Annotated in this window: 13 protein-coding genes; 1 reads left to right on the top strand and 12 read right to left on the bottom strand. The window is 49.9% G+C overall.

Annotation, left to right across the window (positions count from 1 at the left end):
* Window positions 1-83: 83 nt before the first annotated feature.
* The 10 genes from ribF to rimP all read right to left on the bottom strand — a co-directional run bounded on the left by ribF (window position 84) and on the right by rimP (window position 8861).
* On the bottom strand, window positions 84-995 hold the full coding sequence (gene ribF / locus RF007C_RS10620; protein ID WP_051456629.1) for a riboflavin biosynthesis protein RibF: 912 nt from the start codon (window positions 993-995) through the stop codon (window positions 84-86).
* Window positions 973-1866, bottom strand: coding sequence for a tRNA pseudouridine(55) synthase TruB (gene truB / locus RF007C_RS10615; RefSeq protein WP_037299718.1), 894 nt, complete (start codon window positions 1864-1866; stop codon window positions 973-975). The genes ribF and truB overlap by 23 nt, the downstream gene beginning before the upstream one ends.
* Window positions 1866-2816, bottom strand: coding sequence for a DHH family phosphoesterase (locus RF007C_RS10610; protein ID WP_037299716.1), 951 nt, complete (start codon window positions 2814-2816; stop codon window positions 1866-1868). The genes truB and RF007C_RS10610 overlap by 1 nt, the downstream gene beginning before the upstream one ends.
* Window positions 2817-2828: 12 nt before the next feature.
* Window positions 2829-3167 carry a 30S ribosome-binding factor RbfA gene (gene rbfA / locus RF007C_RS10605; protein WP_019680344.1) on the bottom strand — a complete coding sequence of 113 codons (339 nt, stop codon included), beginning with the start codon at window positions 3165-3167 and terminating at the stop codon, window positions 2829-2831.
* Between the two features lie 17 nt (window positions 3168-3184).
* Window positions 3185-3730 carry a hypothetical protein gene (locus RF007C_RS10600; protein ID WP_037299713.1) on the bottom strand — a complete coding sequence of 182 codons (546 nt, stop codon included), beginning with the start codon at window positions 3728-3730 and terminating at the stop codon, window positions 3185-3187.
* A 42-nt stretch (window positions 3731-3772) separates the two neighbouring features.
* Window positions 3773-6484 (bottom strand): translation initiation factor IF-2, encoded by a 2712-nt coding sequence (gene infB / locus RF007C_RS17005; protein ID WP_037299779.1) that lies wholly within the window; start codon window positions 6482-6484, stop codon window positions 3773-3775.
* Window positions 6485-6557: 73 nt separating this feature from the next.
* Window positions 6558-6881 (bottom strand): L7Ae/L30e/S12e/Gadd45 family ribosomal protein, encoded by a 324-nt coding sequence (locus tag RF007C_RS10590; RefSeq protein WP_051456628.1) that lies wholly within the window; start codon window positions 6879-6881, stop codon window positions 6558-6560.
* Window positions 6850-7128, bottom strand: a complete 279-nt coding sequence (gene rnpM, locus RF007C_RS10585) for an RNase P modulator RnpM (protein WP_019680340.1) — start codon at window positions 7126-7128, stop codon at window positions 6850-6852. The genes RF007C_RS10590 and rnpM overlap by 32 nt, the downstream gene beginning before the upstream one ends.
* 2 nt (window positions 7129-7130) lie before the next feature.
* Entirely contained in the window at window positions 7131-8351 is a 1221-nt protein-coding gene (gene nusA / locus RF007C_RS10580) for a transcription termination factor NusA (protein WP_026053001.1), read from the bottom strand.
* A gap of 36 nt (window positions 8352-8387) precedes the next feature.
* Complete coding sequence (gene rimP / locus RF007C_RS10575) at window positions 8388-8861, bottom strand: ribosome maturation factor RimP (protein WP_037299710.1); 474 nt, start codon at window positions 8859-8861, stop codon at window positions 8388-8390.
* A gap of 407 nt (window positions 8862-9268) precedes the next feature.
* On the opposite strand from rimP, the gene RF007C_RS10570 reads away from it, so the two are divergent.
* Complete coding sequence (locus tag RF007C_RS10570) at window positions 9269-10336, top strand: C45 family autoproteolytic acyltransferase/hydolase (protein WP_037299707.1); 1068 nt, start codon at window positions 9269-9271, stop codon at window positions 10334-10336.
* Window positions 10337-10450: 114 nt separating this feature from the next.
* Here the strand turns inward: RF007C_RS10570 and RF007C_RS16570 are convergent, their stop codons facing one another.
* Window positions 10451-11068 (bottom strand): nucleoside deaminase, encoded by a 618-nt coding sequence (locus tag RF007C_RS16570; protein WP_051456627.1) that lies wholly within the window; start codon window positions 11066-11068, stop codon window positions 10451-10453.
* Between the two features lie 163 nt (window positions 11069-11231).
* The gene (locus RF007C_RS10560; protein ID WP_037299704.1) at window positions 11232-13538 is read right to left on the bottom strand and encodes an AMP-binding protein; all 2307 of its coding nucleotides are present in this window, start codon (window positions 13536-13538) and stop codon (window positions 11232-11234) included.
* Between the last annotated feature and the right edge of the window lie 133 nt (window positions 13539-13671).

The raw sequence follows: 13671 nt of genomic DNA, 5'->3' as shown, positions 1-13671 counted from the left end.
TTAGCGGTACTGCCGCTTATATTCACAGCTTTTACTATGGTAATCCTTTTATGTGATAACAGAGTGAAAGCAATGCGAATTTTTTACAATATATTCAGAGCGGATCCGATATCCGCGCCGATCTGCTTTTTCAGTTCGTCCAGTGAGCCGAATTTCATCTCGGGGCGAATAAATCCATGCAGCAGGACAACGGTATTCGTTCCGTAAAGATCGCCGTTATAGCCGATTATATGAGTCTCGGCAAGAGGTCTGCGCTGCCCCTCTATGGTAGGCTTTACGCCTATATTTGTGACGGAGGGGTACATCTTCCCCTGCACACAGGTATAAGAGGCATAGACGCCGTATGCCGGCACCAGCTGCCCCTTCTCAAAGCTCTGATTTATGGTAGGGAAATCTATGGTACTGCCGATATGATTGCCGTGAGCGACCTCTGCTTTTATAAAGTAGTCCGAGCCCAGCAGCTCGTTTGCATCGGTTATGTTTCCTGCCAGCAGGAGCTCTCTTATGCGGCTGGAGGATACGGGACTGCCGCCCATCTCAACGCTGCCGACCACCTCGACTTCAAAACCGAAGCTTTTCCCCAGCTCTGCAAGCTCACCGATACCGCAGGCAGCATTCTTTCCGAATCTGAAATTACTTCCGCAGCACACATGAGCTGCGCCCATGCGGCGGCAGAGTATCTCATCGGCAAATTCCTCCCCCGAAAGGCCGCAGAGGCTTTCAAAGGGCGGACTTATCACATCGTCAACGCCTATCTGTTCGCTGAGCAGCATATCCTTCCCGGCCTTCGTATAGATAAAGCCCGCCGAACCGCCTGTTTTTCTCAGTACACATTCGGGATCAAAGGTGAAGACCGCAGCCCTGAGGCCGTTTTCACGCTGCTTTAAAGCCGCGTCGATCACTGCCCTGTGTCCCAGATGGACGCCGTCGAATATTCCCAGAGCCACAGCATAATACTTCTTTTCCATGCCGTTACCCCAGATTCTTTCCCACACGGAGCACGCCGCCTTCAAAATCAGCAAAGGCAGTGCCTATGAAACAGCCATCGCTGCCATATACTCCGTAGCAGTCCTTATCCCTGCTGATACCTCTTAATCTTGCTATATCCAGCTTAACGCCGTTTCTGTACATTCTTGTCTGAGCCTCGCCCAGTCTCAGCCTGGGAAGCGTCTCAAAAACACGCTCTATGGGGAGTATGAGCTCCTCCACCCTGTTCTCGTCCCTTGCCTGCTGTATCTCCTCGAGGGTGTGACAGTCGGCAAGTCCGAAGCCTCCCGATGAAGTCCTGACCAGAGAGGTCATAATGCCTCCGCAACCCAGCCTTTCACCTATATCGCTGATTATCGTTCTTATGTAAGTGCCTTTTCCACAGGAGACAGACAACACTCCCTCACGGGACGAGCTGTCGTATTCCTCCAGGGTAAGAGCAGTTACCTCTATCTCACGTGCCTGACGCTCGACCTCTATGCCCTGCCTCGCAAGGTCATAAAGACGCTGACCGTTCACCTGAACAGCCGAATACATCGGCGGGAGCTGCATTATCTTCCCTGTAAACAAGAGCAGTACAGCCTCTACACTGTTTCGGTCAACAGTCTTGTCGGAGCATTCGCGCACCTCTCCCCAGACGTCCTGGGTATCGGACACAGCTCCCAGACGGAAGCCTGCACGGTAGCTCTTGGTATTGTCGGGCATAATATCGCAGGCCTTGGTGGCATTGCCCACAAATACGGGAAGTACACCCGTAGCCATGGGATCGAGAGTGCCGCCGTGACCGAGACGTTTTATCTGAAGTATGCCGCGGAGCTTCGCCACAACATCAAAGGATGTGAACTCCTGCGGCTTATTGACGCAAAGGATACCGTTCATCAGCTCAGCGCCCTTTCGACAGCCGCGATGAGGTGCTTTTTAGCCTCCTCGAGAGGGCCGTCAATGGTACAGCCTGCCGCCTTGGCATGGCCGCCTCCGCCGATGGACTGACATATAGCCGAAACGTTCACATCGTTGGCTGAACGGAACGAACATTTGAATACGCCGTCCTCACGCTCACGCATGAGTATTCCCACCTCGGTATTCTCCAGCTGTATAGTCAGCGGAGCGAAGCCCTCAAGCTCCTCCATGGAAACCCCCATATCCTTCATCATATCCTGCGTTACCGCAGCGATGGCGAGCCTGCCGCCGAGGCAGTACTCCATGAGCTCGTTGACCATTGCCTCGAGCTTGAGTCTGCCCAGTGACTTGACGTCGAACATATAACGGTTTATCCTTGCGAAATTAATATCATAGCTGCGCATCATCTCTGCCGCTATCTCATGGGCACGTGGAGTGGTGCAGTCGTACTTGAAGCAGCCGGAATCCGTGGATATGCCCGTATAAAGGCACATCGCACAGTGCCTTGTTATCTTTACGCCCATATACTGCGCAAGATCGTATATTATCTCGCAGGCAGCCGTAGCGTCGCTGCGGAGGAGAGTCTTCTCCGCATAGTTCTTGTTTGAGATGTGGTGATCTATGCAGAGCTGCACCTTGTCGCCGTATATATCCTTATAATCTCCCATAAGGTTCTCGTCGGCAATATCCACTGCGATAATGGTCTTGGGCTCGAATTCCTCCCCTGCTCCCTCACTTGTCAGGAAGCTGTACCTTGCGGGGAAGCCGTCGTGACAGATCACTCTGCTGCGTATACCCAGCTGTGCCAGTATATCCTTAAGACCGAAGCCTGCACCTATGCAGTCGCCGTCGGGATTACGGTGAGTGATGATGACAGCGTCCTCACAATTCCTGAGGAAGAGCTCAGCCTCACTGAAACCGATGAACATTCCTATTCCTCCTTACAGCAGATCGTGGAGCTTCTTGCTTATCTCTGCGCCTCTCTCGATGGAGTTATCAGCGATAAACGTAAGCTCAGGTGCTTTGCGCATTTTCAGTCTGTGGAAGAGCTCGCGCTTGACAAAGCCTGCGGCGCTCCTGAGTCCCTCAACGGACTCCTTTGATCTTTCCATGCCCTCAAAGCTTGAAACGTATATCTTGCAGGATGACATATCACCTGAAAGATCAGCTCTCACGATAGTGAGCATCTTGTCTATCCTGGGATCCTTGAGTTCGCGGAGGATAGCTGTCATCTCACGTTTTATATCTTCAGCCATGCGGCTGTTCTTGAAATTAGGCATTATTTTCCTTTCTGTCCTCAGAGCTTGACTGTAAAGCCGTCTTTTGTCTCTTCATGCTTATCAGCCTCGGCAGCCTTCTTTGATTTTGAAGCTGTCTTCTTTGCAGCCGGCTTCTTTGCAGCGGGCTTTTTAGCGGCTGACTTCTTTGTGCTGCTCTTTTTGGAAGCGGCTTTCTTTTCCGGCTCATGCTTTTCCTCTGCCGGTTCGGCAGGAGCTGCCTGCTCGGTATCGGCAAAGAATCCGTTTCCGAACATTGCGGCGGAGAAAGCCTCATCCTCGGGACTGCGGCTGTAGTCGGGAATATCATCGTCTCCCTCTTCGCCGTAGTATATATCGGCATAGTTGCCGTACTCGGGTTCGAGCTCAACATCGCTTACAGGGCGCTCTATGCCCATAAGGTCATCTGTATATTCCTCGGGCCCATCGAAGGCGCTGCACTGACCGAGAAGGATCTTCTTTACCGACTCGAAGAAAAAGACGTCGATAGGTCCGAAATCATCCCATGCCAATGCCTCGTTGCAGTACTGCAGCATATCCGCAGTACTCATTCTGCTGTTATCCATAAGAAATTCCCCCTTTATCATTGATTAAGATAAGTTTATTGATCAGTCTTCACGATATTCCTCGATGATATAGGTCTCGAAAATGTCGCCTTCCTTGACGTCACTGAACTTTTCAAGACTGATACCGCACTCGTAACCGTCTGCTACTTCCTTTACATCGTCCTTGAAACGCTTGAGTCCTGCGATCTCGTCATCTGCGATGATAATACCGTCACGGACTACGCGCACCTTGCTGCCTCTTGTTACCTTGCCGCTGAGTACGTAGCTTCCCGCAACCATACCGACATTGGAGATCTTGTATACCTGACGCACCTCTACGCGGCCCAGCTCGACCTCACGTGTCTTGGGAGCCAGCATGCCCTTCATTGCAGTGGTTATCTCCTCGATAGCGTCATAGATGATACGGTAAAGTCTTATATCAACGCCGTCACGCTCTGCATTCTCGGCTGCAACGGGATCAGGTCTTACGTTGAAGCCGACGATGATAGCGTTGGAAGCGCTTGCCAGCATAACGTCGCTCTCCTTGACAGCACCAACGGCGCCGTGGATAACTCTTACTCTTACCTCATTGTTGGAGAGCTTCTCGAGGGACTGCTTTACAGCCTCCACAGAACCCTGAACGTCTGCCTTGACAACGATAGGGAGCTCCTTGATCTCGCCCTCTGCGATCTGACTGAAGAGGTTGTCGAGAGTTACCTTGCGGTAAGCATTGAACTGCTCCTGCTTCTGCTCGTGCTTTCTCTGCTCGACCAGCTCACGTGCCAGTCTCTCGTCCTCAACTGCGTTGAAGGTATCGCCTGCGCTGGGAACTTCTGCCAGACCTGTTATCTCAACAGGAACCGAAGGACCTGCGGACTTTACGGTTCTGCCCTTGTCGTTGGTCATTACACGTACACGGCCTACAGCAGTTCCTGCTATGAGCACATCGCCCTGCTTCAGTGTACCGTTCTGCACGAGAAGTGTGGCGATAGGGCCTCTTCCCTTGTCAAGACGGGCTTCGATAACAGTACCTTTTGCCAGTCTGTCGGGATTTGCCTTGAGCTCCTTGACTTCGGCAACGAGAAGAACGTTCTCGAGAAGGTCGTCTATGCCCTCGCCGGTCTTTGCTGATACGGGAACGCAGATAACGTCGCCGCCCCAGTCCTCGCATACGAGGTCATACTTTGTGAGCTCTTCCTTGATGCGGTCGGGGTTTGCGCCTTCCTTATCCATCTTGTTGATGGCAACGATAATGGAAACGCCGGCAGCCTTTGCGTGGTTGATGGACTCTACTGTCTGAGGCATGATACCATCATCTGCGGCAACAACGAGGATAGCTATATCTGTGATATTGGCACCTCTTGCACGCATTGATGTGAAGGCCTCATGTCCGGGAGTATCAAGGAAGGTGATGTCCTGTCCGTTGATATTTACCTGATAAGCACCGATGTGCTGTGTGATACCGCCTGCTTCGCCTGCTGCAACGTGAGCGTTTCTGATACGGTCGAGTATCGAAGTCTTACCGTGGTCAACGTGTCCCATTACAACAACAACGGGGCAGCGGGGCTGAAGGTTTGTATCGTCATCATCAGTATCGTCGATAAGACGCTCTTCAATGGTAACGATAACTTCCTTTTCTACCTTTGCACCCAGCTCTTCTGCAACGAGAGAAGCTGTATCAAAGTCGATCTCCTGGTTGATCGTAGCCATTACGCCCAGCTTCATGAGCTGCTTGATAACGGCTGTGGCAGCTGCCTTGAGACGGGTAGCCAGCTCTCCGACTGTGATAGTATCGGGGATGAGCACCTTAAGCTGCTGCTTTCTTGCTCTCTCGAGCTCCAGTCTCTTGAGCTTCTCAGCCTCTGACTCCTTCTTGGAGAACTGCTGACGGTTTCTCTGTGCCGACTTCTGGTTTATCTTCTGCTTCTTGGAAGAGTAATTGTCGTTCTTATGCTTGTTTGAGGTAGCCATCTGGTCGTATCTCTCGTTGTACTTATCGAGGTCTACGTAGCTTCCTCTTGTATCTACTGTTCTGCGCTGGGTAGAAGTCTGAGCTGTCTCGGAGCTGAATGCGGCGTTGAACTTGGTCCTCTCGCCTCTGTCCTGAGCCTTTGCCTGCTCCTTCTTCTTATCCTTCTTCTTGTCCTGCTTCTTTTCTGACTCAGCCTTCTTTGCGGGAGCTTCCTCCTGCTTCTTTTCTGACTCAGCCTTCTTTACGGGAGCTTCCTCCTGCTTCTTCTCGGACTCAGCCTTCTTCACGGGAGCTTCCTCCTGCTTCTTCTCAGGCTCTGCCTTCTTTGCGAGAGCCTCCTCCTGCTTCTTCTCGGGCTCTGCCTTCTTTGCGGGAGCTTCTTCCTTCTTCTCGGGCTCTGCCTTCTTTGCGGGAGCCTCCTCCTGCTTCTTCTCGGGCTCGGCCTTCTTTGCGGGAGCTTCTTCCTTCTTCTCGGGCTCTGCCTTCTTTGCGGGAGCCTCCTCCTTCTTCTTTGCAGCAGGCTTCTTTTCCGCAGGCTTCTTTGCTGCGGTCTTCTTCTCCTCCTTGGGAGCCTCCTCCTTCACGGGACGGGGATCATTCTTGGAGTTGAAATATTCGTCCAGCGAGCCCACCGAATAACGGTCCTTTGTATAATGCTCGAGAACGGCATTCATCTCCTCCTCGGTGAGTGAAGAACCTGTTTTCTTCTTATTGTCACCCTTTTCCGTGAAGAAGTCGATGAGTTCCTGTGCAGGGACATTTATATCCTTTGCAGCGTCGCTTAACTTTATCTTTTTTGCCATAGGCCTGATTACCTCCATGTCTGCCGCCTGTGCGGCATTAATAATGTTTCATATAAACATCTATATCAACGCATTACTGCGATCCATCGGATATTATACGTTCAAAGCCGTCTGCGAAGCCCTTGTCGGTAACTGCGACAACACCTGTTTCCTTGCCGCATAACCTGCCGATATCGAACTTGCTCAGCTCCGTGCGGAAGTGCCTTATGCCGAATTTTCCGCAGTAGAAGCCGACCTCCTTGACGGTCTTTTCAGAAGAGTCGGAAGCTGTAAGTACACAGCAGGCAGTACCGTCCCTGACAGCCTCGACAGCACTGTCAAAGCCTCTGACTGTTTTTCCTGCCTTGATGCAGATGCTCAGCAGATTAGCTGTTCTGCGATTCTTTTCCGAGCTCATCCATCATCACCTCGTAAACGCTTTCTTCTATTTTACATGAGAACGACTTCTCGAAGCGTCTTGCTTTTCTGGCTTTTTCAAGGCATTCCGTGCTGCGGCAGATATAAGCTCCTCTGCCCGCCGCCTTGCCGCCGAAATCAAGGCTTATATCGCCCTCGGGAGATTTCACCGCGCGGATAAGATCCTTTTTGGGCTTCATCTCACCGCATCCGAGGCACATTCTCATAGGTATTTTTCTGGGCTTCATAATTATTCCTCAGCTGCGGGAGCTTCTTCTGCGGCAGGAGCCTCAGCTGTCTCTGCCTCTGTCTCCTCTGCTGCTGTCTCCTCAGCTATTTCAGCCTCAGCCTCTTCGGCAGGAGCTGTCTCAAATACGGGAGCCACAAAATCGGGGCTCAGCTCGGGAGCTTCCTCACCGGTAACAGTATCGGTCTGGGGCTTGATGTCTATCTTGAAGCCCGTGAGCTTTGCTGCAAGCTTTGCGTTCTGTCCCTTGTTGCCTATAGCGAGTGAGAGCTGATTGTTGGGAACTATTACTGTGCAGGCCTTCTCCTCCATAGAGGTGATGACTGTCTTGAGCACCTCTGCGGGAGCAAGTGCTCTTGCAATGAATTCCTCGGGGACCTCGCTCCAGGGAATAATGTCTATCTTCTCGCCGTTGAGCTCATTCACAACAGCTGTGATTCTTGAACGCTTGGGACCGATGCAGGCACCCACTGCGTCAACGTTCTCATCCTTCGACCATACTGCGATCTTGGTCCTTGAACCTGCCTCACGGGATATGGACTTGACCTCCACAGTGCCGTCGTATATCTCGGGCACCTCCTGCTCGAAGAGTCTCTTGACGAGATCCTTGTGTGTACGTGAGATCTTTACAACAGGCTTCTTGTTCTTGCCGATGATGCCTGTGATATATACCTTGACGGACTTGCCCTCTTCAAGCACTTCCCCGGGTATCTGCTCGTTGCGGAAGAGATAGAGCTCTGTTCCGTCGTAAACCACTGTGACTGTGCCTCTTCCGGGTTCTACCTGAGATACCTTGGCGGTGATGCACTCATGCTCCTTCTGCTCGAACTTGCTGAGCATCTGCTCGCGGTTAATCTCTCTCAGGTCGCCCTTGATGGACTGCTTGGCGGAAAGTGCTGCCATTCTGCCCAGCTTTGAGATGTCCAGCTCCTTGAGGATAGTACCGCCGACCATAGCATTGGGATCCATAGTCTTTGCAACGTCGATATTGACCTCGTTAACGTCGATAGGCTCGTCGTCGATGATGTCCTGTCTGATATACATCTCAAACTTCTTTGTCTTGGGATCGATCTCGACGGAGATCCTTTCCTCGCTGTGAGGATAGGCTCTTCTTGCTGCCTTGAGCATAGCCGACTTTACCTTGTCAATGAGAAGCTCGGTCTCAACACTGTTTTCCTCTCCAAGAGCCTCAAGTGCCTTGAAAAAGTCCTTATTCATGTTCATGTCTGTAAATTCCTCCAATATATTTAATTTTTACATTCAGAAATCAAGATACAGCTTTACGAAGGCAATATCCTCAAGGGGATAATGCTTTTCCTCTCCGCTGTCAAGAGCAGCTGTAACGCCCTCCTTGTCTGCACCGATAAGACGTGCAACGATCTCCTTTTCCCCGTCGACGGCTCTGATGAAGCGTATCTTCACCCTGTCGCCCTGGCAGACCTCAAAGTGTTCCTCCTTTACGAGCTCGCGTTCAAGACCTGCTGAGCCCACCTCAAGCATATAGCTCTGAGGGATGGGATCCTTCTCGTCGAGGATGTCGCTTATGGGAGCGTTGGCGCGTTCACAGTCCGCAATGGTTATCCCCTCGTCCTGATCTATGAACACCCTCAGGTACCACATGGCGCCTTCCTTTTCATAGCACACATCCCAGAGGTAGTAGCCCAGTTCATCTGTTATGGGCTTGATAAGATCGTATACCTTTTGTTCCGTACCGCCGAATTTTTTGAATTTCATAGGCAGCTTCTCCCGAAATGCCGGGACTCTCCTTTCTCTTTAAAATCACAGTTCCGATACGGCAAAACAGTATGATCTGTGTTTGCCGTCTGACAGCCCCCGCACATCGGGTGTATACGCTGAGCAGTCAGAATCATCTTTATATCCGCTGTCAGAACACTGACCTGAATATAAATACTAAAGACCGGAAGGGTTCCGGTCTTTGGGTTTACTATCATCATAAAGTATTATAACACGGTTTTTCGCAAAAATCAAGTGTTTTTCAGAATTTTTTCAAAAAATCGCCTCTTTTTTTCGCGGGGAGCATCCGGACAGTCGGCCGCTTCCGTTTTAAGCGGTCAATATTGACAAAACAAGCAGTATTATGCTATAATTCATGTATACTTTTTATGCAAAGGAGTGCGGAAATGAAAGCTCTGAAAATCATACGCAATATTTTTCTTTTTGTACTGCTGCTGCTCATAGCGGCAACCGTTGTATTCATCGTAATTTTCGGCAAGGACATAAAGACTCTGCACAGTGTTAAGGATCTTGGCAGTGGCGCTTATACCATGACCTTCTATAAGGACTATAAATTTGATGAATTTCTGAAAACAGGCGCGGAAAACGATGACGAATTCTTTGGCTTTATCAATAAAAACCTCATGCACGGATTAGGTCCAGGTAAAAACGCTCTTGACGGAGGCTGCACGGCTTTTGTATCACGGAACGAAAAAGGCGAAGTGATATTCGGACGCAATTTTGACTTTGAAGAAGCACCCTTCCTGCAATTGTACACCAATCCTGACAACGGTTATTCCTCCGTGTCCACAGTTTCGCTCATAGCAGTAGGCTACGGAAAGGACAAGTCCCCTGCAAGCGGCATATCCACAGCGAACTTCCCGATGCTTGCAGCGCCCTATCTTCCCTGTGACGGCATGAATGAAAAGGGTGTATCCGCAGCGCTTCTGGTAGTGCCTGTGGTATCCACGGTCTATGATCCCGACAAGGTGTCAATCAACCAGACCGCAGCCATAAGACTCATACTTGACAAGGCTGCCAGCACCGACGAAGCAGTGGAGCTTCTCAGGCAGTACAACGTATATTTCAGCAGCAACCTGAGAACTCATATACTCATCGGCGACGCAAGCGGAAAAGCAGTCATCGTGGAATACTACGACGGAGATTTGCAGGTAGTCAGCAGCGGCAAGGATTATCAGATAGCCGCAAATCACATTGCTTACCAGGATATGAACATATTTGAGTCTCCCGACTCACTTGAAAGATATGCAGCAGTCGAGCAGGTAATTACCGAGAGGGACAACAAGCTGGATATGAATACCTGTGAGGAGCTCCTCAACGCCATAGGCCTGTACAACAGGGACAAGTCCGACAGGCTCCAGTGGTCCGTCGTATACGACCTCACGGACAAGAGCGGAAGGATATGGCCACACCGCAAAAACGGATCCGCATGGGATTTCGACCTTAACAAGTAAAAAAGGCGGATATCTATATAGAAGTTTTTGCCCCTGAGCGTTTCAAAGCGCTCAGGGGCGCTGTGTTTTATCCGGCCGCTAAGATCAAATCGGAGGTTACGATTTGATTATGCGTTATTTCATAGACAGAATATAGTCAAAAATCACTCCGAAAGCTGTGCCTTCTTCTACAGCTCCGTCAAGCACTTTGTTTTCGTAAAGACGTCTGGAAATTTCAGAGGCTTCGGGACATTGTTCACGAAACGAATCAAATACACAGCTGCTTGCACCGTATTCCATACATCTGAGTTCATAATAGCTCTGTAACGTCAGCTGAACAAGTTCCATGTCACCGCATTCAAAGGTATAGTCAAGACCCTTGCCGATAAAATACGGCTCAGTCTCGATTAAATGTATCATTCCGCAGTGAGGATCGTGAGCTGCGGAACGAAGATGCTTGATATTCGACATGGATGCAGTACCCATACACATGGGACATGGTTCCATAGTCGTATACAATGTCAGCCTTCTCGGATCAAATCTTGCAGTATCCAGCCGCCTTAAAAGATTTGCTTCCGCATGAGCGATGCGGTGATTGACTGTTTCAGGTAACTGTGCACGGTTATGATCTTTAAGGATCAATTCACCGTTTTCGTCAAAAACAGCGGCACCTATCGGTATGCTGCCTGTACAGAAAGCATCCCACGCTTCTTCAAATGCCGTTTGCCATTGCTTAGAAATATCGATCCACATACAAATTCTCCATTTTATATAATGCTCCCAAATTTCTTATCAGGAAACATACTGCTGAAATATCAACAGAAACGCCATAGTACTTCTGACATAAAATTAGAAATACTATGGCGTAAAACTTCTGTATCAGCACTATCCTTAAAGGAACGTCTTTTTATTCTTATCAGCCTTTAAGGGCAACTCGTCTTATCTTTCCGCTGATAGTCTTGGGGAGCTCATCCCTGAACTCGACTATACGCGGATACTTGTAAGGAGCGGTATGCTTCTTTACATAGTCCTGTATCTCCTTTTTCAGCTCTTCTGTGCCCTCGGTGCCCTTTACAAGCACGATAGAAGCCTTTACCACCTGTCCTCTTACAGGGTCGGGAGCAGCGCTTACACCGCATTCAAGCACATATGGCAGCTCCATGATAACGCTTTCGATCTCGAAAGGTCCGATACGGTAGCCCGAGGACTTGATAACGTCGTCAACACGGCCGACGTACCAGAAATAGCCGTCCTCATCCTTCCATGCAGTATCGCCTGTATGATAGATCCCGTCACTCCACGCCTCCTTGGTCTTTTCCTCGTCGTTGTAGTATCCGAGGAAGAGTCCGCAGGGGGTATTCTTGTCAGTGCGTATAACGATCTCGCCTGTTTCACCGGTCTTTACGGGCTTTCCGTCGGGATCGACTATATCCACATCATAGAGTACGCTGGGCTTGCCCATAGAACCCGGGCGGCAGGTCATACCCACGAAGTTTCCGATGGAAAGGGTGGTCTCGGTCTGTCCGAAGCCCTCCATGAGCTTTACGCCCGTAGCCTTTAGGAACTGATTGTATACCTCCGGGTTGAGAGCCTCGCCTGCAACGGTGGCGTACTTTATGGAGCTCAGGTCGAATTTCGAGAGATCCTCCTTGATGAAGAAACGGTACATGGTTGGAGGTGCGCAGAATGTGGTTATATTGTACTTCTTGAACATAGGAAGGATCTTGTTTGCGTCAAAACGATCGAAGTCATATACGAATACACAGGTCTCGCTGAGCCACTGTCCGTAGAGCTTGCCCCAGAGAGCCTTGCCCCAGCCTGTATCTGATATGGTAAAGTGTATTCCGTTGGGATCCACATTATGCCAGTAACGGGCGGTGATAAAATGTCCCAGTGCATACTTATGACAGTGTGTAGCTATCTTGGGATAGCCTGTAGTACCCGATGTAAAGAACATAAGGTTCGGCTCGCTTCCGCAGGAGAGCTTCTCGGGATCTGTCGGACGCTCGAAAACATCGCTGAAGCCTGCCATTTCCCCGTCGAAATCGCACCAGCCCTCACTCTTCCCGTGTACCATCATCTTGATGAGACTGATACCCAGCTCCTCCTCGGCAAGGTCTACCTGATGAGCAACGTCTCCGTCGCCTGTACATACGATAGCCTTTACTCCTGCTGCCTTGAAGCGGTATGTAAAGTCATGCTGCACCAGCTGATTTGTTGCGGGGATAACTATCGCACCTATCTTGTGAAGGGCAAGTATAGAGAACCAGAACTGATAATGTCTTTTGAGTACGAGCATTACTCTGTCGCCCTTCTTTATGCCCTTGGACAGGAAATAATTTGCAGTCATATTGGAGTACTTCTTCATATCGGCAAAGGTGAATCTCCTCTCGGACATATCATTGCCTACGTATATGAGAGCCTCCTTGTCGGGACATTTTGCTGCAAGAGCGTCAACTACGTCAAAGCCGAAGTTGAACTTCTCCTCGTTTATGAAGCTTATGCCCGTAAGCGAACCCATGGTATCTGTCTCAAGTTTTATGAACCTGTCGGCAACAGGATCCTGTATATGAGCAAGGTCAAAATTCGTAACACCGGGAAGTATAACGGGATCAAGGTTCGAAATAGCGTGCTGAGGCTGATTTACGCCGCATACTATGGCATAGAATTTACACTCTTTGCCGCCGACGGCCCATTCATCGTGGGGCTCGGAGCTGTCATAATAAATAGAGTCTCCCTCGTTGAGTATCTCAATGTTGTCTCCGACCTGGACCTTGAGCTGTCCGCTGATAACGATATCCATCTCCTGTCCCTCATGGGTATGGGGATGGGGAACTCTGTATTCCTCATCAACATATGGTATGGTGACGAGGAAGGGCTCTGCGATCTTATTGCGGAACTTGGGAGCAAGTCTCAGATAGCTCAGTCCTTTTCTTCTTGCAATGGGAAGTCCCTCGCCTGCCCTTGTGATGTCAAAGCTCTTGATATGGGGAGATTCGCCCTCCATAAGGTCTGTGATCTCAACTCCGCAGGCATTTGCGAATTTATAGATAAAACTGAAGCTGAAATCCTTTGCTCCGCCCTCATAAGCAAGGTATTCATAGGATGAAACACCGATCTTGTCGGCCATTTCCTTTGGAGACAGGCCTACGGATTCACGGGTGAGCCTAATTCGCTCAGCAACCTCTCTCATTTTTAATTCCGGATCAAATAAACTGCTCATTTAAAGCCTGCTCCTTTCTGTATTGCTACGGGCAAAACTGCAATAAATATCTCCTGCCCGAAAGCAAAAGCCGCCCGTGCTTACGTAATTGTAATTATATCACTGTGATTCTGAGTTGTCAATATTTTTCCTG

Source organism: Ruminococcus flavefaciens 007c (assembly GCF_000571935.1).
Classification (GTDB): Bacteria; Bacillota; Clostridia; order Oscillospirales; family Ruminococcaceae; genus Ruminococcus; species Ruminococcus flavefaciens_F.
This window is presented reverse-complemented; position numbering and strand designations above follow the sequence as displayed.

Coding starts and splice junctions, on each gene's coding strand:
- rnpM (WP_019680340.1), bottom strand. CDS start 7,128: ATGAAGCCCAGAAAAATACCTATGAGAATGTGCCTCGGATGCGGTGAG.
- RF007C_RS16570 (WP_051456627.1), bottom strand. CDS start 11,068: ATGTGGATCGATATTTCTAAGCAATGGCAAACGGCATTTGAAGAAGCG.
- infB (WP_037299779.1), bottom strand. CDS start 6,484: ATGGCAAAAAAGATAAAGTTAAGCGACGCTGCAAAGGATATAAATGTC.
- RF007C_RS10610 (WP_037299716.1), bottom strand. CDS start 2,816: ATGTTCATCGGTTTCAGTGAGGCTGAGCTCTTCCTCAGGAATTGTGAG.
- rimP (WP_037299710.1), bottom strand. CDS start 8,861: ATGAAATTCAAAAAATTCGGCGGTACGGAACAAAAGGTATACGATCTT.
- nusA (WP_026053001.1), bottom strand. CDS start 8,351: ATGAACATGAATAAGGACTTTTTCAAGGCACTTGAGGCTCTTGGAGAG.
- RF007C_RS10590 (WP_051456628.1), bottom strand. CDS start 6,881: ATGAGCTCGGAAAAGAATCGCAGAACAGCTAATCTGCTGAGCATCTGC.
- RF007C_RS10560 (WP_037299704.1), bottom strand. CDS start 13,538: ATGAGCAGTTTATTTGATCCGGAATTAAAAATGAGAGAGGTTGCTGAG.
- RF007C_RS10570 (WP_037299707.1), top strand. CDS start 9,269: ATGAAAGCTCTGAAAATCATACGCAATATTTTTCTTTTTGTACTGCTG.
- RF007C_RS10600 (WP_037299713.1), bottom strand. CDS start 3,730: ATGGATAACAGCAGAATGAGTACTGCGGATATGCTGCAGTACTGCAAC.
- rbfA (WP_019680344.1), bottom strand. CDS start 3,167: ATGCCTAATTTCAAGAACAGCCGCATGGCTGAAGATATAAAACGTGAG.
- truB (WP_037299718.1), bottom strand. CDS start 1,866: ATGAACGGTATCCTTTGCGTCAATAAGCCGCAGGAGTTCACATCCTTT.